The organism is Gemmiger sp. An120, from assembly GCF_002160955.1.
Taxonomy (GTDB): domain Bacteria; phylum Bacillota; class Clostridia; order Oscillospirales; family Ruminococcaceae; genus Gemmiger_A; species Gemmiger_A avium.
This window is the reverse complement of record NZ_NFLN01000003.1, coordinates 169565-189728: the sequence shown is the minus strand read 5'-3', so window position 1 is coordinate 189728 and position 20164 is coordinate 169565. Positions and strand designations below refer to the sequence as shown.

Here is a 20164-nt window from a genome sequence, read left to right as displayed (position 1 = left end):
TCGTTAAGACATCATGATGTCGTCCACATTGCCCGCGGCGGGGATCATGGGCAGCACCTTTTCGTCCTTGTCGATGCGGCACTCGATCCAGGCGGGCTTTTTGGAGGCCAGCGCCTCGGCAAAGGCGGCCCGGAATTCCTCCACCGTCTCGCAGTGGTAGCCCTTCAGACCAAAGCCCTCCGCCAGCTTCACGTAATCGGTCTTGCGGTGGGGATCGGTGCTGGAATACCGCTTGCCGTAGAAAGCGGTCTGCCACTGGCGAACCATGCCCAGCACCTGGTTGTTGAAGATAATGGTGATCACCGGCAGGTCGTAGCTGACCGCGGTGCAGGCTTCGTTCAGGTTCATGTGGAAGGAGCCGTCGCCGGTCATCATGACCACCGTCTGATCCCGGCCCAGCGCCGCCTGTGCGCCCAGGGCCGCGCCGTAGCCGAAGCCCATGGTGCCCAGACCGCCGCTGGTCAGGAACGCCCGGTCTTTCACGTGGCGGATGTACTGGCAGGCCCACATCTGGTGCTGGCCCACGTCGGTCACATACACCGCGTCCGGCCCGGCCAGTTCGCAGGTCGCCCCGATCACCTGATGGGGCGTCAGCCGGTCGGTGTGATCCTTGGGCCGGTAGTCGATGGACTGCCAGCTCTGCAGCTGCCGCATCCATTCCGGATGGGCCGCGGGCTGGATGTGGGGCAGAAGCGCCTCCAGCACCACCTTGGCGTCGCCCACCACGCTGCAGTCTACCTCCACGTTCTTGCCGATCTCGCTGGCGTCGATGTCAAACTGGATGATGGTGGCCTCCTGGGCAAAGGTGCCCGGATCCAGCGCCACACGGTCGGAGAACCGGGTGCCCACCGCGATCAGCACGTCCGCCTTGCTGGCGGCCTTGTTGGTGGTGTAGCTGCCGTGCATGCCCAGCAGGCCCAGATTCAGCGGGTCGCCGTAATCCAGCACACCGGCGGCCATCAGGGTGTAGGTGGCGGGAATCTGGGCTTTCTGCACCAGCTGGCGCAGCGCATCACCCGCACCGGCCGACCGCACGCCGCCGCCAAAGTAGATCAGCGGACGCTGGGCGCTGTTGATGATCTGTGCCGCGTGCAGCACCGCTGCCTGATCGTAATCCTGCCGCGCCGGAATTTCCACCGGCGGGGCGGGGGTGTATTCGGTCATGGCGCCGGTCACGTCCTTGGGAATGTCCACCAGCACCGGGCCCTTGCGGCCGGTCTGGGCAATGCGGAACGCCTCCCGCAGAATGTGGGCCAGGTCCTCCACCCGCCGCACCACAAAGTTGTGCTTGGTGATGGGCATGGTAATGCCGGTGATGTACACCTCCTGGAAGCTGTCCTTGCCGATCAGGCTGTTGCCCACGTTGCCGGTAATGGCCACCATGGGGATGCTGTCCATATAGGCGGTGGCAATGCCGGTGACCAGGTTGGTGGCGCCGGGGCCGCTGGTGGCCAGCACCACGCCGGTGCGGCCGGTGGCCCGGGCATAGCCGTCGGCCGCGTGGGCCGCGCCCTGCTCGTGGGCGGTCATGATGTGGGTGATCTTGTCGCTGGCCTTGTACAGCGCGTCGTACAGATTCAGCACCGCGCCGCCCGGATAACCGAACAGGGTGTCCACGCCCTGCTCCAGCAGCACTTGCACAAAGATGTCTGCGCCGGATAGTTTCATGCTCATTCCCTCGCTTTCTCTCTTTCTCCCTCGCCAAAACCCTGCCGCGTCCGCTGCGGAACGGCACCGCCGGATAAAAAAACGCAGCCCTCGTCCCTGTTAAGAGACAAAGGCTGCGAAAGCGCTCTGCGGTACCACTCTCATTGCCGCCACAAAAGGCGGCCGCTCAGCGGGCCGGTGGGCCCTTGCACGGTAACGGGTGCTCCGTCCAGGCCTACTGGGCCGGAAACCCGGCTGTTCGGTTGGCCGCTCCAGGATGACTTCGCGCGCTGCTGTGCCTGCTGCCTTGCACCAGCCGGCAGTTCTCTCGAGGCCGTGGGCAGGCGTTACTTGTTCCCTTCATCGCGTTTTTGTTGGTTGAAAAATAATTTGCTTTATTATACTAAACTCCGATAGAGAAGTCAAGAGCGCATTTTGCGATTTTTTTGTGTCAGCCCTCCGCGGTGGAGATCACCTTCAGATGAACCCCCGCGTCGGTGGTTTCCACCTGCAGCAGATTGCCGTTTGCGATGCTGGCGTCCCCGCCAAACAGCGGCAGGAACTGAGCGGCAAACTGGCTGTCCACATTGTACAGATACACATATTGATAGGATTCGCCCAGCACTTCCCCCCATTCCTCGGCCGTACAGGGCTGTGTCCAGAGGTCTCCGTCGCCGTAGGGGCTGCCGATGCTGGTGGCGTGCTCGTCCAGATAAAGCGGGGCCAGTTCATAGTTGGCACGCAGGAAAGCCAGGCCCGCGTCCTGCTGGGCGATCAGGTATACCGGCAGCCGGCCGTCTTCTTCGGCAGGCAACTCGCGCAGCCGGTCGGCAATCTCGTGATAGGGGGCTACGGTCTTTACAGTAAGAGCGGCTTCATCAGGGGCATGCACGATATTGTCCAGAATCTCCAGCGGCCAGGGGCTGGTCAGAACCACCCAGAGCAGGGCGGTTGCTGCCGTGCCGGCCAGCACGCCGCGAAGCCGCAGATTGCCCAGAGCCGTCAGCCCGAACCCGGCCAGCACCAGCAGGCAGGCGGTTACACCGGTGTTCAGGTACCGGGACAGAGAGGCCAGCAGCAGGGCCTCCGTTTCGGTAAACCAGAACAGATACCCCATCAGGATGAACCCCACATACAGGGCCAGCGACACGCCCATACCGATCATGGCCGTCACCAGCGGGGAACGGTCCGCCCGGGCACAGAGCTTCCACACCAGGGCCGTCAGCGCCGCGCCGATCAGAAAGAACGCCAGATAGGGAAAATGCAGGCCGGGCAGACCGCCGTAGTTCCAGTCTCCGGCCAGGTTGGCCGCGTAGCTGCGGATAACCTGCACACGCCAGCCGGGCTGATGATGGATGAGCAGATCCCACAGGCTTTCCAGGGTCAGGCCCTGGGGGCTCCAGCGTTTGGGCACCTGCGCCAGAATCAACAGCAGTTTCCAGCTGCCTGCCGTGAACACCGCCGCCGCCGCAGCCGGCCAGAGGGATTTCAGCCGGGCGGTCAGCCGCACCCCGCTGCCCCGCACCGGCAGCAGCATCACCGCGAAAGCCATCGCCGCCAGCAGCGGGCCGGTGCTTTTGGTCAGGCAGAGCTGGGCGGCGCCCACCGCCAGCAGGGCCTGCTCCAGCCGGCCGCGCCGCCCCAGAAACCAGACCAGCGGCAGAAAGCCCCACAGCACACCCAGAAGGCCGTCCACCGTGCTCTCGGTGTAGAAATTCATATAGAGGACCAGCGGCAAAAAGAACAATCCCAGCGCCGCGGCGGGCAGCGTCTGCCAGCCGCGCCGTCCCTCCAGCCGGTGAAGCGGGTAGAACAGGAAGCTCAGTGCCAGAATGTCCTGGGCAAAAAGCGCCGCATCTTCCCGCAGCCCCAGCCCGGAGGCCTTGAGCAGGATATACTGGAACAGAGAAGCCGCCGGCGGGTACTCCTTGAATCCCTCATGAATGCTGGTCAGGCAGGGAAGCTTGTCCTCCAGCAGTACGCCTTTGAGGGCCAGACCCCAGTGGGAGAACTCGTCCCAGCCGATAAAACACCGGTCCCGGCAGATCCACCAGAGCAGGGCCAGCGCACCGCAAAACGCAATCACGTCCGGCCGAAGAAGCGCCCGGACAAACCCGATCCGGCCGCTCTCGCCGGGCCGCACGGCAAACCGCACCGCCAGATAGATCCAGCCGGCCGCCGCCCCGGCCAGGAACAGCCGGGGGGCCAGGAACAGCCCGCCCGCAAGCCCCAGCAGGTAGGCCGCGACGGACGCGCCGCCCAGCACCAGAGGGGCCAGCTCGGCAAAGCGGCGGCCGGTACGGGCTGCCAGCGCCAGCGGCATCGGCAGCACCAACAGGGAGAACAGAATAAACGGCATGGAAAGGGAGCCTCCTTTTGCAGCAAGTAATTCCTTTGCCATTATACAGGAGAAAGGCTGTCAAACAAATAGGAAATCCAAGAATTTGGTTTAATGTTTGCTGAATTCGGCATAAAGTTGAAAACAAAAGGATACATTTCGCCGGTGCGGCGGAACATCCCGGCGGCGATAGGCACTTGTATCCGGAAACAATCTGGAGTATACTCTAACCAGTCTCGACCGACCGGTCGGTCGGAAGGGGCCCGTTCGCTCATCCAAAAAGGAGAAACGCAAACCGTATGTCGAAATTTTGTGTAAAAAAGCCCTATACCGTGGTAGTGGCGGTGGTGCTTGTGCTGGTGCTGGGCGTCATCAGCTTTATGAACATGACCACCGATCTGCTGCCTTCTCTGGAGCTGCCCTATGTGGTGGCGGTGACCACCTATCCCGGCGCCAGTCCGGAGAAGGTGGAAAAGTCGGTCACCGAGGTGCTGGAATCCGCGTTCGGCACCGTGAACGGGGTGGCCAACCTGTCCAGCGTGTCCAGTGAAAACATGAGCATGCTGATTCTGGAATTTGAAAGCGGCACCAATATGGATACCGCCATGGTGAACCTGTCCACCGCTGTGGACCAGGTCAGCAGCTATCTGCCGGATACGGTATCCAGCCCGATGCTGCTGCAGATCAGCCCGGATATGCTGCCGGTGGTGGTGGCCAGCGTGGACATGGAGGGCATGGACATCTACGAACTGACCCAGTTCGTGCAGGAGGACGTGACCCCCTATCTGGAACGCCAGGCCGGCGTGGCCAGCGTGGACGGCACCGGCCTTGTGGAAAAGACGGTGGAAGTGCGGCTGGACCAGGCGCGCATTGACGCCCTGAACGACAAGGTGCTGGCCAGCGTCAGCGACAAGATGGACGAGGCGCAGGCTGAACTGGCCGATGCGAAGCAGAAGCTTGCCGACGGTAAGGCCGAGCTGGACAGCGCCCATACCAAGCTGGAGGACACCCAGACCCAGACCGGCGACGAACTGGCCCAGGCCAGCGCCCAGGTGGACGCGGCGGTGGCCCAGGCCAGCGCCCTGGCCAGCCAGGTGACCAGCCTGCAGGCCAGCAAGGCGGCGCTGGAGGCGGAGCGGGAGATGCGCTACAAGGCCATGGTGGCTATGGCGCAGGCTGCAGACCCGGATGTGGACTCGAACGATGAAGATGCGGTGTGCAAGGCGGTGCAGGGCATCGCAGCCGGTATGCAGGCAACCTATGAAAGCATTACACAGTTGCCTGGCGTGACGGATGACACCACCCTGGAATCTCTGCTGAACAGCCTGCCGGATGATCCCACTCTGAAAGCGCAGTTGCAGGCCCTGATCGCCCAAGGCTGTACCACTGTGGGCAGCATCAAAGAAATGGCCGGCACGATCGGTGCCATGCCCGGTCGCCTGGATGAGATCGACGCGGCCCTTGCCAATCTTTCCACCGAGATCACCGCCGCCGAGATGATGAAAAAGGCGGCGGACGAGGGCCTGACCAAGGCCAAGGACTACTATGCCCAGATCGAGGCGGGCAAGATCGCCGCCGCGGCGGGCTTTGGGGCGGGCACGGCCCAGATCGCCTCTTCCCGCACCGCGCTGGAGGAAGCGGAGCAGCAGCTGGAGGACGCACAGAGCCAGCTGGACGATGCCCGCACCGCCGCGCTGGAGAACGCCGACATTACCGGCCTGCTCTCCGGCAAGACCATTGCCGGTATCCTGACCGCCCAGAACTTCTCCATGCCTGCCGGGTACATTGAAGGTTCCGACGGCAAGCTGATGCTGCGGGTAGGCGATGAGTTCGCCAGCCTGGAAGAGCTGGAAAACACCCTGCTGGTCCATATGGACATCGACGGGGTGGGGGATGTGCGGCTGTGCGATGTGGCCGATGTGGTGGTCACCGACAACGCGGCCGACAGCTATGCCCGGGTCAACGGCAACCAGGCGGTGATTCTGTCGGTGTCCAAGTCCAGCACCGCCGGCACCTCCGACGTGTCCAAAGCGGTGAACGAGGCCATTGAGGAACTGGAAGCCAAATACGAAGGCCTGCGCATCACTCCGCTGATGGATCAGGGCCAGTACATTGCGCTGATCGTCAACTCGGTGCTGTCCAACCTGGCCTGGGGCGGCGTGCTGGCCATCCTGGTGCTGGCGGTCTTCCTCAAGAGCGTGCGTCCCACCCTGGTGGTGGCGTTCAGCATCCCCATTTCGGTGCTGTTTGCTTTGGTGCTTATGTACTTTACCGGCGTCACCCTGAACATCGTCAGCCTGTCCGGCCTGGCGCTGGGTGTGGGTATGCTGGTGGATAACTCCATTGTGGTCATGGAGAACATCTACCGCCTGCGCGGGCAGGGGATGCCCGCCGCCAAGGCGGCCGTGCAGGGTGCCAAGCAGGTGGCCGCGGCCATTGCGGCCTCCACCCTGACCACCGTCTGCGTGTTCCTGCCCATCGTCTTTACCGAAGGCCTTACCCGGCAGCTGTTTGCGGATATGGGCCTGACCATCGCCTACAGCCTGTGCGCCAGCCTGATCGTGGCCCTGACCCTGGTGCCCACCCTGAGCTCCACCCTGCTGCGCAGCGAAAAGGAAAAGCCTCATCCCTGGTTTGACCGGATGGTGAACGCCTATGAAAAAACGCTGCGCTGGTGCCTGCGCCACAAGGCCGCACCGCTGGCCGGGGCGTTGGTGCTGCTGGTCTTTGCAGCCTGGCAGACCAGCCGCATGGGCCTGGAATTCATGCCCGAGATGGGCGGCAACCAGATGACCCTGACCGCTCAGGTGCCGGACGGCACCACCCGGGAGGACGCCTATGCCCTGGCGGACGAGATCATGGACCGCACCCTGGACCAGCAGGGGGTGGAGTATGTGGGTGCCATGTCCGGCGGCGGCACTTCGCTGCTGGGCGGCGGCAGTTCCGACACGGTGAGCAGCTTCAGCTTCTATATCCTGCTGGATGAAGAGGCCTCCAAGGACAACAGCAAGGTAGCCGCCGCCATCACCGAGGCTACCGCGGATGTGGGGGCCGAGATCAGTATTTCCACCTCCAATATGGATATGTCGGCGCTGGGCGGCAGCGGGCTGCAGCTGCGGGTGGCCGGTGAAGATCTGGACCAGCTGCTGGCGGTCAGCCAGGATATGATGGACCTGCTGGGGCAGGTGGAAGGCTTCACCGACATCACCAACGGCCAGGAAGACGGCGACGACCAGCTGCATCTGATTATCGATAAGGACGCGGCCATGCAGTACGGCCTGACCGTGGCCCAGATCTACAGCGAGCTGTCCACCGCGCTGACCACCGAGACCAGCGCCACCACCCTGACGGTGGGGACGGACTCCTACCCGGTCGTGGTGGTGGATGCCTCCACGGCGCCCAATGCGGACAGCCTGCTGGATTACGCCTTTACCACAACCACCACCGATGAAAACGGCGAGGCGGTGGAGGAAGAACACGCCCTGCGCCAGTTCGCCACCCTGCAGCAGGCCCCCGGCGTGAACGCCATCAACCGGGAAAACCAGGCCCGGTACATCACCGTCAGCGCCACCACGGCCGAGGGCTACAACACCAGCCTGCTGGCCCGCCAGGTGGAGGATGAGCTGGCGGCCTACGAGCTGCCCGAAGGGGTGGATGTGACCATCGAGGGCGAAAGCGCCACCATCGGGGACGCCATGCATGACCTGGTGCTGATGATCCTGCTGGCGGTGGTGTTCATCTACCTGATCATGGTGGCCCAGTTCCAGAGCCTGCTGTCGCCCTTTATCGTGATGTTCACCATGCCCCTGGCCTTTACCGGCGGCCTGCTGGCGCTGCTGATCGCGGGCGAGAGCCTGTCGGTCATCGCCATGCTGGGCTTTTTGGTTCTGGCGGGCGTGGTGGTCAACAACGGCATCGTGTTTGTGGACTACGCCAACCAGCTGCGGCTGGAGGGCATGGAAAAGCGGGAAGCCCTGGTGCAGACCGGCCGCGACCGTATCCGGCCCATTCTGATGACCGCCCTCACCACCATTCTGGCCATGGTGACGCTGGTGTTCAGCACCGACGCCAGCGCGGCCATGAGCCGCCCGCTGGCGCTGGTGACCATCGGCGGCCTGAGCTACGCCACCCTGCTGACCCTGATCGTGGTGCCGGTGCTGTATGACCTGCTGTTCCGGCGTGAGCTGAAAAACGTGGATGTGGGGGATTGATCATGACCTATACCGATAAACAGATCCAGGTGTTCACCGGCGTGCTGGCCCTGGCCCGGCAGGGGGTGGACATGGCCAGCCTGCGGGTGCAGCAGATCGCCGACGCGGCGGGCCTGGGCAAAGGGACGCTGTACGAGTATTTCTCTTCCAAGGAGGAGATCCTGGCCGGCACCGTCCACTGGAGCCTGACCCAGATTCTGAACCGGCTGGACCGGATCATGGCCGAACCGGGCAGCTTTGAGGCCCACGTGGCCGGGATGCTGCGGGCGCTGTGGGATACCATGCTGGGGGATGCTACCGTCTATCACAGCCTGAGCAACGGCATGCGGGGGGAGAAGCCCGCCTGCTGCCGGTTCACCGAGGCCCAGCAGGATCTGCTGGACCGCCTGCTGGGGCTGGAACGGGCGCTGATTGCCCAGGGCCGGGAGGAAGGCGTGATCCGCGCCGATCTCCCGGAGGACTACTGCCGCTGCGTGGTGGAAACCGCCCTGATGGCCTCCGCCGCCGCGGTACAGGGCCCGGCGGGCAGCCCGGTCCAGGCGGAAAACCTGTGCCGGATGGTCTGCCGCGCCCTGGCCTGAACCGATACCCAATACGCCGGGCCCCGCTTTCCGGAGCCCGGCATTTTTGTGCCCGCCGTCCGGCATTGATCCGGGGCGGCAAACATGATACGCTTACTGTACAGAAAAACGGCGGCGGGGCGCGCCGTGTCAGGAGGGAGAAAACGGATGTTTCGCATCGCCATTGTGGAGGACGAGGACGCCTGCGCCCGGCTGCTGGAGGACTATATCCGCCGGTACGGCGAAACCGCCGGGGACGCATTCCGCACCGACCGCTTCCCCAACGGGCTGGAGTTTATCGAGAACTACCGCCCGGTATACGACGTGATCCTGATGGACATCCGGATGCCGCTGGTGGATGGCATGGAGGCCGCCCGGCGGCTGCGGGCCCAGGATGAGGAGACCGCCCTGATCTTTGTGACCAACATGGCCCAGTACGCCATCAAGGGCTACGAGGTGCAGGCACTGGATTTTATGCTGAAACCGGTGCAGTACTACGATTTTGAGATGAAATTCAGCAAGGCAATCCGCTACTGCCGCAAGCGCAGCGCCGCCGCCCTGTCCTTTGAAGCGGGCGGCACCGTGCACCGGGTACCGGCCCGGGACGTAAGCTGCGTGGAGGTTATGAACCACTCCCTGCTGTACCATGTGGGGGACGCGGTATATGAGGTGTACGGCCAGCTGAAAACGGTGGAGGAGCAGCTGGCGGGCGGCGATTTTGTGCGCTGCAGCCAGAGCCACCTGGTCAACCTGCGGCACGTTACCGAGGTGCGGGCCGCCTCGGTGGTGGTGGGCGGCCGGGAAGTGCCCCTGAGCCGCCGCAAGCGCAAGGAGTTTTTGCAGGCGCTGGCGGATTATATGGGAGGTGGATTCTGATGGGCCAGTGGGGCGAGTACCGGTTCTTTTTCAACTATTACCATATCCAGCTGCTGGCCGCGGAATTCCTGATCTGCTGGCATCTGCCGCTGCGCCGCCGCTGCCGGCTGCCCAAGGCGGCCGCCTGGCTGTGCTATGCGGGCTTTCCCTTTCTGCTGCAGTGGCTGCTGAACTACGACGAAAACCTGCTGGAAACCTGGTATTCCCTGGGATTTGTGGGCATGATGGCCCTGTCCGGGGTGCTGCTGTGGTTCTGGTTCCGGTTCCGTTCCCTGAAAGAACTGGCCTTTTACACCATGGCCGCCTGCATCCTGCAGCATCTGGTGTACAGCACCTCCCAGCTGGCCTGCGTGACGCTGGGCGTTTCGGCCGAATTTCCCGGCCAGGTTCTGGAAACGGTGGTGCTGGCGGGGCTGTACGCGCTGTTCTACCTGATCTTCGGCCGCCGCCTGGAACCGGGCGACGACGTGGGGGTGCGCAGCGACGTGCTGGTGGGCTTCTCGATGGTGTCGGTGTTTGTGGTCTACTTTTTCAGTTTGTGGGCACGCCTCCGGGAGCCGGTCACCGTCAGTTCCTCTTTCTTTGAAAGCCTGTGCTGTGTGCTGCTGCTGTTTCTGCAGTTTGGCCTGTTTGAGCGCAGCAAGCTGCAGCAGCAGAACGCCATCCTGCAGCAGATCCTGCATCTGGAGCAGGAACAGCACCGCACCTCCACCGAAAACATCGAGCTCATCAACCGGAAATGCCATGACCTGAAACACCAGATTTCGGCGCTTCGGTATATCGACAGCCGCAAGGAACAGGAGGAGAGCATCCGCCAGATCGAGCGGGCGGTGATGATCTATGACCTGTCGGTCAAAACCGGCAACGATGCGCTGGATATTGTGCTGGCGGAAAAAAGCCTGTACTGCGGCGAGTACAACATCCGCCTGAGCTGCATCGCCGACGGCAGCCGCCTGAACTTCATGGAGGACGCGGACGTATACGCCCTGTTCGGCAACGCCTTTGACAACGCCATCGAGAGCGTCTGCCAGCTGAAGGACCCGGAAAAGCGGGTCATCAGCCTGCATATCTACTGCCGGGGCAGCTGCCTGGCCATCCATATGGAAAACTACTGTGACCATCCGGTAGCCTTTGAGGACGATCTGCCCGTTACCACCAAGGGGGACAAGGACTACCACGGTTACGGTACCCGCAGCATGCGCTGCCTGACCGAGAAATACGGCGGCACCATGACCCTCCGCACCGAGGGGGAACTGTTTGTGCTGAATATCCTGTTCCCGCTGAACAGAAGCTGACCCCCGCCCCGCGCGGGGGCTTTTTGTACCCCGGTACTTGACCGCTTACGAGGAAAAACAGACCGAATACGCCAAAAGCAGCCGGAAATTGGCGCATATTGTGGTATTCTGTGCCCAACGAACAAAACTCTTGTGCAATATGCGGAGGAAGGGGGCGCAGAGCAAATCCGTGTGCACGGCAGAACATGAAGGAGGATGGGCATGAAATCCAAACAATCCCGCAACCGGTTGTGGCACGGGCTTACGGCGGCAGGCTGCAGCCTGCTGGCGCTGATGCTGGCGGGCACCAGCATTGCCACCACCCTGGAAACCCGGATCAACTCGATCCTGGGCACCCGCTCCAGCAAGGTGGTCACCCTGAACGCGGACGAGACCGAAGACACCACCTATTTTACCTCGAATTTCGCCGCCGCCCAGGAGCTGGTGGATTACCGGGAAGAACTGAACAGCCGCATCCAGGCGGAGGGTTCGGTGCTTCTGAAAAATGAAAACAACGCGCTGCCCCTGGGGCAGGACGTGAACGTGACCATGTTCGGCATCGGCAGCGTCAGCCCGGTGTACTGCGGGTCCAGCGGCGGCGGTGTAATCAAGAACACCGACCAGATCGTTCCCATCGGCACCGCCTTTGAAGAGAGCGGCATCCATGTAAACGATACCGTGCGCCAGTGGTACATCGACACCGCCATCCCGGAGAACTGCGTCTTTACCTCCACCGGCCGGGACGGCACCGTCACCCAGGAAGGCCCCTGGGAGAACGAGGCCGTGGAACTGGCCGCCCGCACCGACGGTGCGCTGGAGGCGGACGCTTCCGCCGCCTTTGCCGGTTTCCGTGACAGCTACGCCCAGTACGGCGACGCAGCCATCGTGGTGCTCTGCCGCCAGGAGGGCGAGGGCAGCGACCTGCCGGAGGGCAGCCTGGCCCTCACCGAAGAGGAGCGCGCCCTGATCGCCGAGGCCGAGGCCAACTTCGAAAAGGTGATCGTGCTGCTCAACGGCAGCGCCGCCATGGAGATCGAGGAACTCAAGCAGGACCCGCAGGTGGACGCCATCCTGTGGGTGGGCGAGCCGGGCACCCACGGCTTCTACGGCGTGGCCCAGCTGCTCACCGGTGAGGCCAACCCCTCCGGCCATCTGCCGGATACCTACGCGGTGGATTCTACCTCTTCGCCGGCCTACCAGAACGCCGGCGACTTCACCTTCGCCAACGCGGAGGCCGAGGGCCTGGACAGCTACGGCAGCTACTACATCGTGCAGGCCGAGGGCATCTACCTGGGCTACAAGTACTATGAAACCCGCTATGAAGACTGTGTGCTGGGCAGCGGCAACGCGGATTCCGCCACCGGCGCCTTCGCCAGTGAGGACGGCTGGAACTACAACGAGGAAGTTTCCTACGGCTTCGGCTACGGGCTTTCCTACACCACCTTCTCCCAGACGCTGGACAGCGTGACGGTGGACGAGGACGCCCAGACCGTGACCGCCCGGGTCACCGTCACCAACACCGGCGACGTGGCCGGCAAGCAGGCGGTGCAGGTGTACGCCCAGTCCCCCTACACCGACTACGACCGGGAAAACCAGGTGGAAAAGGCCTCGGTGCAGCTGCTGGGCTTTGACAAGACCGGCCTGCTGGAGCCCGGCCAGTCCGAGACTGTGGAAGTGGTCATGGACCTGAAGTACCTGGCCAGCTACGACTATGTGGGCGCCAAGACCTACATTCTGGACGCCGGCGACTACTACTTTGCGGTGGGCAACGGCGCCCACGACACGCTGAACAACATCCTGGCCGCCAAGGGCTACACCACCGCCGACGGCATGGACTACGACGGCGACGCGGCGCTGGCCTCCCTGTGGGTGCACGACGCGCTGGACACCACCAGCTTCTCCACCGGCTACGACGGGGTGACCCCCATCACCAACCAGTTGGATGACGCCGACTACAACTACTGGAAACCCGATACCGTGACCTATCTGTCCCGCAGCGACTGGAGCGGCACCTGGTCCGAGGGCTACGAGGGCCTGGAGGCCACCGCTGAGATGCTGCCCTGGCTGAAAGAAGAACAGTACGAGCCGGGCAGCAGCGATACCTCGTCCATTGTGACCGGTTCCACCGAGACCAATTACAGCCTGATCACCATGCGGGGCGCGGACTACGACGATCCCCTGTGGGAGAGCCTGCTCAACCAGATGACCCTGGAGGAGATGGCAGCCCTGGTCACCGACGCCTGCGAGCATACTGTGGCGGTGGATTCCATCCAGTACGGCGGCAGCCTGGACAAGGACGGCCCGGTGGGCTACGACGCCCATTTCAGCACCAATCCCGAGGATGCGTATCACATCTCCGACAGCGATTCCGACTATCTGAAAAACTACAACTTTGCCAGCATGAACACCGAGCCGGTGCTGGCAGCCACCTTCAACCCGGATCTGGCCGCCGAGCGGGGCGCGCTGAACGGTGAGGACTCTCTGTGGAGCGGCTACACCGAGATCTGGGCCCCCGGCCTGAACCTGCACCGCACCCCCTACTCCGGCCGCAACTACGAATACTATTCCGAAGACTCCATGCTCAGCAACATCATGGGCGCGATCGTCTGCGCCGAGGGCCAGAAGTACGGCAATGTGGCTGGCCCGAAGCACTTTGCGTTCAACGACCAGGAGACCCACCGGCAGGGTGTGGCCACCTTCCTGAACGAGCAGGCGGCCCGCGAGCTGCAGCTGCGCGCCTTTGAGGGCGCCTTCCTGCCCGATGAGGGCGGCGCCATGGGCACCATGACCGCCTTCAACCGGATCGGCGTGGTGCATGTGACCTATTCCTCCGCGCTGCTGCAGAACATCCTGCGGGGCGAGTGGGGCTTCACCGGCTACAACATCACCGACTTTGCCTTCAAGGAACTCATGTACCCCTACGCTTCCATGGCGGCGGGCACCAACGCCTTTGACAACATGATCAGCGACTACAGCGCCATCAACGCTTCGTACCTGTCCACCGATCTGAAACTGCTGGAGGCGGTGCGGGAATCCTGCCACCGGATCCTGTATACCTATGTGAACAGCAACGCCATGAACGGCGTGTCGGCCAATTCCCGTATCGTCAGCGTCACCCCCTGGTGGAAGACCGCCCTTTACGGCGCCGACGCGGTGATCGCGGCCTTTGCCCTGGTAAGCCTGGCCGGGTATCTGGTCACCCTGGCGGGCGTGGCGCGCAAGAATAAAGAAGGGAGCAACCTGTGATGACGCAATTTTTGAAAAAACAGGCCGCGGGCTTCTATCTGTCCGCCCTTTCCATCCTGCTGGCGGCCGTGTCGGCCGTTGCCTGCGCGGTGCTGGCGCAGGACGGGGAAAACACCCCCGCCCTGATCTATCTGCTCACGGCGGCAGGGGTGGTGCTCACCCTGGCGGCGGCAGCCTTCAGCCGCACCCGCACCGGCCTGGCGGTGTATAATACCTCCCCGGCCGCGGCGGCGGTGCTCTACGCCCTGTGCCTGGCGGTGCTGCTGCTGGGCCGTCTGGAATGGCTGGGCGGCCTGATGGCCCACAACGCCAACTTTGCCCCCATGCATACCGCCTTTTACGTGACCATAGCCCTGTATGTGGTCACCATGCTGATCAGCATCGCGGCCAGCTTCTGCAAGCAGGTCCGGGACTGATCCCGTAGCACGCCGCGGGGTGCGGACGGCCGCTGCGCCGCCCGCGCCCCGCTGGCTGTTCCCAAGCAAACCAACCGAAAGGAGAGAGATCCGCTGTGCGAGCGATCCCTTTAATGACAAACTGGACCTTCCGCCGTCTGGGCGAAGAGCAGGCGGGCGAGCGGGCCCCGGCCGTGCCGGTCACGCTGCCCCATGACGCCATGCTGGACGAGCCCCGCACCCTGCTCAGCGCGGGCGGGGTGAATACCGGCTGGTACGAGGGCCGTGATTACGAGTACACCCGCATCCTGCCCCTGCCCGCCGAGGCCGAGGGCAAAAGCCTGATCCTGGAATTTGAGGGGGTGTACCACAACGCCGAGGTATGGGTCAATGGCCGCCAGGCGGCGTTCCGCCCCTATGGCTACACCAACTTCTGCGTGGATCTGGAGGGGCTCGTGCGCTTCGGGCAGGACAATGAGCTGCGGGTGATTGCCCGCAACGCCGACCAGCCCAACAGCCGCTGGTACAGCGGCGCGGGCATCTACCGGCCGGTTACCCTCTGGGTGGGCGGGGCGCAGCATATCCTGCCCGCCGGGCTGCGGGTGCGAACCCTGGCCATCGGGCCCGCCCGGCTGGAGATCGACCTGTTCACCCGGGGCGACGGTCCCGCCGAGATCGACATCCTGGACGGAGAAACCTGCCTGCAGACTGTGCGGGGCGAGGTGACCGGCGGCCGCCTGACCCTGCAGACCACCCTGCCCGACGCCCGCCTGTGGACCCCCGGCCAGGCCAACCGGCTGTACACCTGCCGGGCCCGGTTTGCCGGGGACGAGGCGGCAGCGGATTTCGGCGTGCGCACGCTGGACTGGGGCCCTCAGGGGTTGCGGATCAACGGGCAGCGGGTGATCCTGCGGGGCGCCTGCATCCACCATGACAACGGCATTCTGGGGGCCTGTGCCTACCCGGAGGCGGAGGCCCGCAAGGTGCGGCTCATGGCCGAAAACGGCTACAACGCACTGCGCAGCGCCCACAATCCCTGTTCCAGGGCGCTGCTGGACGCCTGCGACCGGCAGGGCATGCTGGTGATGGATGAATACGTGGACGCCTGGTACATCCACAAGACCCAGTACGACTATGTGAACTACCTGTCCGAGTGGTGGCGGCAGGATTTGCAGGACATGGTGGACAAGGACTACAACCATCCCAGCGTGATCCTGTACTCCACCGGCAACGAGGTATCCGAGACGGCCCAGCCCCGGGGCATCGCCTTCACCGGCGAGATGACCCGCTATCTGCACAGCCTGGACGCCACCCGGCCGGTCACCTGCGGGGTCAACATCTTCTTCAACTTCCTGAGCGCGGCGGGCTTCGGCGTGTACAACGACGAAAAGGCCCGCAAGGAGGCGGAACAGGCCGAGCGCCTGCGCCGGGAGGGCAAGCTGGTGCGGCAGAAAGCCGTGGGCAGCGAGTTTTTCAACAACCTGGCCGGCCTGCTGGGGGATAACGCCATGAAGGTGGGGGCCACCCTCTATCCCTGCGACCTGAAAACCCGGGACGCCTTTGCCAATATGGACGTTGCCGGCTACAACTACGGCATCTACCGGTACGGGCATGACCTGAAAAAATACCCCGACCGGCTGATCCTGGGCACCGAGACCTTCTGCCGGGACGCCTGGCGCTTCTGGGAACAGGTGCAGGATGAGCCCCGCCTGCTGGGCGACTTCGTCTGGTCCGGCATGGACTACCTGGGCGAGGTGGGCGTGGGCGCCTGGGAATACCGGGATTACGCCCCGGACTTCTCCCATGGGCCCGGCTGGGTCACCGCCGGCTCCGGTCGGGTAGACCTGACCGGCAGCCCGCTGGGCGAGGCCCTGTATACCCGGGTGGTTTTCGGGCAGGCGAACGGCCCGCTGATGGCGGTCTGCCCGGTGAACCATACCGATGACCGGCATTCCCCCTCGGCCTGGAAGATGTCCAATGCCTTGCCCAGCTGGTCCTGGAACGGGTGCGAGGACCGTCCGGCCCGGGTGGAGGTCTATGCCCGGGCCGCGTGGGTGGAACTCTGGCTCAACGGCGAGCGGATCGCCCGCCGCCGGGCCAGCCGTACCTGCCGCACCCTGTTCCGGGTCAAATACCGCCCCGGTACGCTTGTCGCGGTATCCCGGAACGAGGCGGGCCGGGAGCTGGGCCGCTGCACCCTGCGCAGCGCCGGTTCCGACACCTGCCTGCAGGCTGTTCCCGAACAGGCGGCCCCCGCGCCGGGCGGGCTGTGGTATGTGCGCCTGCGCTACACCGACCACGCCGGCCTGGTCAAGCCGCTGGAGCGGGGCGTGATCCAGGTGGAGGTGCAAGGCGGCAGCCTGCTGGGGCTGGGAAGCGCCTGCCCCTACAGCGAGCGCGGCTACCGCGGCCGGGAAACCGATACCTATTACGGCGAGGCGCTGGCCATCGTCCGGGCTGACCCGGAGGCGGACTGCGTGACCCTGACCGCCCGGGACGGCCGGTACAGCACCTCGGTGACCGCCCGGCCGGCGGCGGAAAGGAGCAGCCAATGACCCCTGTGCAGAAAACCGCCGGCGGCTTTGCCGCCCGGCATCCCCGGCTGGCCCGGCTGGGATTCCAGTTTGTCAAATTCTACCTGGTCTCCCTGCTGGTCACCCTGTTTCAGTATCTGACCCTGACCTTTTTGCCCGGCCTGATCGACCGGTATACCAACTGGTGTTCCATTCCCTGCCAGTTGATCCATCTGGATTTCTGGATCATCGACACCTATGTGTTCGACTATCCGGTCACCGGCGACGCCACCGGCGGCATGGGATATTTTGCCGCCTTTGCCATCACCCTGTTTCTGGCCCAGTGCATCAATTTCCCCATCCAGCGCAACGTAACCTTCCACTCCCACGGCAACGTGGCGCGGCAGATCGCCTGGTATGTGGTGGCCTGGGTGGTGATCACGGTGGTGTGCAGCATGCTCATGTCCCTGTACCTGCCGCTGTGCCGGGCCTGGCTTCCGGTATCGGTGTACAACGTGATCATCACGGTGATCAACGGCGGGGTGCAGATGGTGATCTATTTCCCCATTCTGAAGATTATCTTTCCGGAGGAAAAACCGGCAGCCTGACCGCTGCCCCACACAAAACACAGCGCCGGGCCTTTCGGGGCCCGGCGTTGTGTTTTGCCACCCCGGATGGTACAATGAAAAAAACGACCGGAAAGGGGAAACGCAGATGGACTGGTTCCTTTCGGTGGACGGGGGCGGCACCAAAACCGCCCTGCTGCTGCGCCGCGCGGACGGCCAAGAATACCGGGCCCGCAGCGGGGCGTCCAGCATCAAGTCGGTGGGGGAGTGCGCCGCCCGGCAAAACCTGGCCCGGGGCCTGGATGAACTGTGGGCGGCCAGCGGCGCCGGCCCGGATTCCGTAACCCACGGGGTGTTCGGCATGTCCGGCTGCGACAGCCCGGAGGACGAGGCCGTCTACCGGACCATGATCGAATCGCTGGGCTGGCGGCCGGGGCGGTATACCCTGTGCAACGACGCGCTGCCCGCCTTTTTTGCCGCGGCCGATCCGCCGGGGGTGGTGCTGATCGCCGGTACCGGTTCCATCGCCATGGGGGTGGACCGGCAGGGCCGCACGGTGCGCGCGGGCGGCTGGGGCTACGGCTTCAGCGACCTGGGCAGCGGCTGGTGGCTGGGCTGCCGGGCGCTGGAACAGGCCCTGCTGTACTGCGACGGCTGCCGGCCCTACCGCCCCTGGCTGGAGGAGGTGGCCCGGGCGCTGGGCGCACCCTGCCTGGAACAGCTGCCCGGCACAGCCACCACCCTGGACAGGGCCGACCGGGTAGCGGCGCTGGCGTCGGTAGTGCTGGGCGGCGAACCTGACCCGAACAAGGACGCGATTCTGGCCCGGGGCGCGGCCCATCTGGCGGCGCTGGTGCAGGCTGCCGCCAAAAAGCTGGGGGAGCAGCCCGGTGCACCGCTGCGGCTGGTGCTCACCGGCGGCTGTATGCGCAGCAGCCGGTATGCGGCGCTGGTGCGGCAGGCCCTGCCCGCCGGGCTGCAGAACGCTCTGGTTCCGGCGGGGGAGGACCCGGCGGAGGGCGGTATCCGGATGGCAAAGCGCGCGGCGGCGCGTAACGGATAAGAAAAGGAGAATCAACTGTGCGGCAAAAGATTGCGGCGGGCGAAAAGCTCGTCTACACCGGCAGCCTGCTCGGCCAGAACATGATCTACAGCTTTGTGACCATGTACATTATGTTCTTCTTCACCGACCTGCTGCGCATCCCTTCCCAGAGCGTTACCGTCATCATGGTAGCGGCCAGCCTGTGGGACGCGGTCAATGACATCCTCATGGGCATGATCGCCGACCGCACCAAGACCCGCTGGGGCAAGTTCCGGCCCTATCTGCTGGCAGGCCCGGCGGTCATCCTGCTCACCACCATCTTCTGCTTCACCCACTTCGGCGGTTCCCCGGCGGGCACCGTGGCGGTGGCGGCGGTGTGCTATGTGTGCTGGGGCATGTCCTACACCGTCTATGACATCCCCATCTGGGCCATCTCCTCGGTCTGCTCCCGGGATGCGGACGAGAAAAACGGCATGGTCACCCTGGGCAAGATCGGCGGCACCCTGGGCACCGTGGTGGTGTCGGTGGGCAGCGTGTCGCTGCTGGGGCTGTTCGGCGGTGAGCGCAGCGCCGGGGCCTATACCGCGGCGGCCGCCGTGGTGGCCGGCGTGGGCGCGCTGCTCATGCTGCTCAGCGGCTTCTTTGTCAAGGAGCGCATCCAGCCCGCTGCCACCGGTGTGCCCTTTAAAAAGAACATTCACACCATTCTGGACAACGCCCCGCTGAAAGCCCTGATGGTCGCGTTGCTGATCGTCAACATGGTCAACAACCTGCGGCAGGTAGCCCAGATGCATTTTGCGGTGTATGTGTGGGGGGATTCCGGCTACGTCACCTGGATCGGGCTGAGCCTGGTGCTGGGGATGGTCTTCGGCATGGCGGTCTCCCCGGCGCTGATCCGCCGCTTTGATAAAAAACATATCTTCCTGGCCGCCTGTGCCGGGGGTGCGGTGTCCAGTACTCTGCCCTTTGTGCTGGGCGGGGGCCCGGCGGTGGGGCTGGTGCTGCTGGGGGTCAGCTTCTTCTTTACCGGCCTTACCACCATCTGCAGTACCTCCATGCTCATGGACACCACCCGGAACACCGGGCGGAAGCAAAGCAGGATTTACAGCTTTTGAACGCTCAGAAGATGGGGGAACATGAAGCGGAGATTGAAAAAATCAAAAATGTGTTCCTTGCTATCCTGCGGGACATTAAGAAAGATATTGACAACGGGGAACAGCCGGGGGAAGCTGTGACCGCTGCTATGTTCCAAGCCATGCGGGACGCACTGGCGGGGCAGAAACAAAAACCACTTTCCATTGATGATGTAACGGCGATGATAGCCGGACGGATTGGACAGCTTACGCCGATGGATGAGGAAACCGTTGATTTGTTCCAGCAGTTTGCGAAAAAGATGATTGAGCAGGCGGGAGAATAATCCTTTAGTCAAATTCGCGAAATTTACATAGGCTTTTATGCAAGGCAGAAAATCGAAATTAAATTGCCTTGAGAATACG

13 protein-coding genes and 1 other annotated feature are annotated in these 20164 nt (G+C 63.8%); of the genes, 11 read left to right on the top strand and 2 right to left on the bottom strand.

Annotated elements, in window-relative coordinates; translation table 11 throughout:
* Positions 1 to 3: 3 nt before the first annotated feature.
* Positions 4 to 1668 (bottom strand): biosynthetic-type acetolactate synthase large subunit, encoded by a 1665-nt coding sequence (ilvB, locus tag B5E65_RS04190; RefSeq protein ID WP_087170619.1) that lies wholly within the window; start codon positions 1666 to 1668, stop codon positions 4 to 6.
* A gap of 99 nt (positions 1669 to 1767) precedes the next feature.
* Positions 1768 to 2020 (bottom strand) — a binding site (T-box leader).
* 78 nt (positions 2021 to 2098) lie between these two features.
* A complete protein-coding gene (locus B5E65_RS04185; RefSeq protein WP_087170518.1) occupies positions 2099 to 4006 on the bottom strand; it encodes a hypothetical protein in 1908 nt (635 codons plus the stop codon).
* A 278-nt stretch (positions 4007 to 4284) separates the two neighbouring features.
* On the opposite strand from B5E65_RS04185, the gene B5E65_RS04180 reads away from it, so the two are divergent.
* From B5E65_RS04180 to B5E65_RS04130, 11 genes are all read left to right on the top strand, one after another.
* Positions 4285 to 8196, top strand: coding sequence for an efflux RND transporter permease subunit (locus B5E65_RS04180; RefSeq protein ID WP_087170517.1), 3912 nt, complete (start codon positions 4285 to 4287; stop codon positions 8194 to 8196).
* A 2-nt stretch (positions 8197 to 8198) separates the two neighbouring features.
* Complete coding sequence (locus tag B5E65_RS04175) at positions 8199 to 8777, top strand: TetR/AcrR family transcriptional regulator (protein WP_087170516.1); 579 nt, start codon at positions 8199 to 8201, stop codon at positions 8775 to 8777.
* 147 nt (positions 8778 to 8924) lie between these two features.
* A complete protein-coding gene (locus B5E65_RS04170) occupies positions 8925 to 9632 on the top strand; it encodes a LytR/AlgR family response regulator transcription factor (RefSeq protein ID WP_087170515.1) in 708 nt (235 codons plus the stop codon).
* Positions 9632 to 10927: an ATP-binding protein gene (locus B5E65_RS04165; protein ID WP_087170514.1), complete on the top strand. Its 1296-nt coding sequence runs from the start codon at positions 9632 to 9634 to the stop codon at positions 10925 to 10927. The genes B5E65_RS04170 and B5E65_RS04165 overlap by 1 nt, the downstream gene beginning before the upstream one ends.
* A gap of 201 nt (positions 10928 to 11128) precedes the next feature.
* Positions 11129 to 14152, top strand: a complete 3024-nt coding sequence (locus tag B5E65_RS04160; protein WP_158098511.1) for a glycoside hydrolase family 3 C-terminal domain-containing protein — start codon at positions 11129 to 11131, stop codon at positions 14150 to 14152.
* Positions 14152 to 14568, top strand: a complete 417-nt coding sequence (locus tag B5E65_RS04155) for a hypothetical protein (protein WP_087170512.1) — start codon at positions 14152 to 14154, stop codon at positions 14566 to 14568. The genes B5E65_RS04160 and B5E65_RS04155 overlap by 1 nt, the downstream gene beginning before the upstream one ends.
* Before the next feature lie 113 nt (positions 14569 to 14681).
* Positions 14682 to 17102, top strand: coding sequence for a glycoside hydrolase family 2 TIM barrel-domain containing protein (locus B5E65_RS04150; RefSeq protein WP_087170511.1), 2421 nt, complete (start codon positions 14682 to 14684; stop codon positions 17100 to 17102).
* A complete protein-coding gene (locus B5E65_RS04145; protein WP_087170510.1) occupies positions 17099 to 17668 on the top strand; it encodes a hypothetical protein in 570 nt (189 codons plus the stop codon). Before B5E65_RS04150 ends, B5E65_RS04145 begins: the two co-directional genes overlap by 4 nt.
* A gap of 106 nt (positions 17669 to 17774) precedes the next feature.
* Positions 17775 to 18689: an N-acetylglucosamine kinase gene (locus B5E65_RS04140; RefSeq protein ID WP_087170509.1), complete on the top strand. Its 915-nt coding sequence runs from the start codon at positions 17775 to 17777 to the stop codon at positions 18687 to 18689.
* Positions 18690 to 18706: 17 nt separating this feature from the next.
* Positions 18707 to 19783: an MFS transporter gene (locus B5E65_RS04135; RefSeq protein ID WP_206406275.1), complete on the top strand. Its 1077-nt coding sequence runs from the start codon at positions 18707 to 18709 to the stop codon at positions 19781 to 19783.
* Positions 19780 to 20085, top strand: a complete 306-nt coding sequence (locus B5E65_RS04130) for a hypothetical protein (protein ID WP_481810352.1) — start codon at positions 19780 to 19782, stop codon at positions 20083 to 20085. Before B5E65_RS04135 ends, B5E65_RS04130 begins: the two co-directional genes overlap by 4 nt.
* The last annotated feature ends 79 nt before the right edge of the window (positions 20086 to 20164 follow it).

Bases quoted from the DNA above. Each gene is read 5' to 3' on its own strand.
- ilvB (WP_087170619.1), bottom strand. From the start codon at position 1,668: ATGAAACTATCCGGCGCAGACATCTTTGTGCAAGTGCTGCTGGAGCAG.
- B5E65_RS04185 (WP_087170518.1), bottom strand. From the start codon at position 4,006: ATGCCGTTTATTCTGTTCTCCCTGTTGGTGCTGCCGATGCCGCTGGCG.
- B5E65_RS04180 (WP_087170517.1), top strand. From the start codon at position 4,285: ATGTCGAAATTTTGTGTAAAAAAGCCCTATACCGTGGTAGTGGCGGTG.
- B5E65_RS04175 (WP_087170516.1), top strand. From the start codon at position 8,199: ATGACCTATACCGATAAACAGATCCAGGTGTTCACCGGCGTGCTGGCC.
- B5E65_RS04170 (WP_087170515.1), top strand. From the start codon at position 8,925: ATGTTTCGCATCGCCATTGTGGAGGACGAGGACGCCTGCGCCCGGCTG.
- B5E65_RS04165 (WP_087170514.1), top strand. From the start codon at position 9,632: ATGGGCCAGTGGGGCGAGTACCGGTTCTTTTTCAACTATTACCATATC.
- B5E65_RS04160 (WP_158098511.1), top strand. From the start codon at position 11,129: ATGAAATCCAAACAATCCCGCAACCGGTTGTGGCACGGGCTTACGGCG.
- B5E65_RS04155 (WP_087170512.1), top strand. From the start codon at position 14,152: ATGACGCAATTTTTGAAAAAACAGGCCGCGGGCTTCTATCTGTCCGCC.
- B5E65_RS04150 (WP_087170511.1), top strand. From the start codon at position 14,682: ATGACAAACTGGACCTTCCGCCGTCTGGGCGAAGAGCAGGCGGGCGAG.
- B5E65_RS04145 (WP_087170510.1), top strand. From the start codon at position 17,099: ATGACCCCTGTGCAGAAAACCGCCGGCGGCTTTGCCGCCCGGCATCCC.
- B5E65_RS04140 (WP_087170509.1), top strand. From the start codon at position 17,775: ATGGACTGGTTCCTTTCGGTGGACGGGGGCGGCACCAAAACCGCCCTG.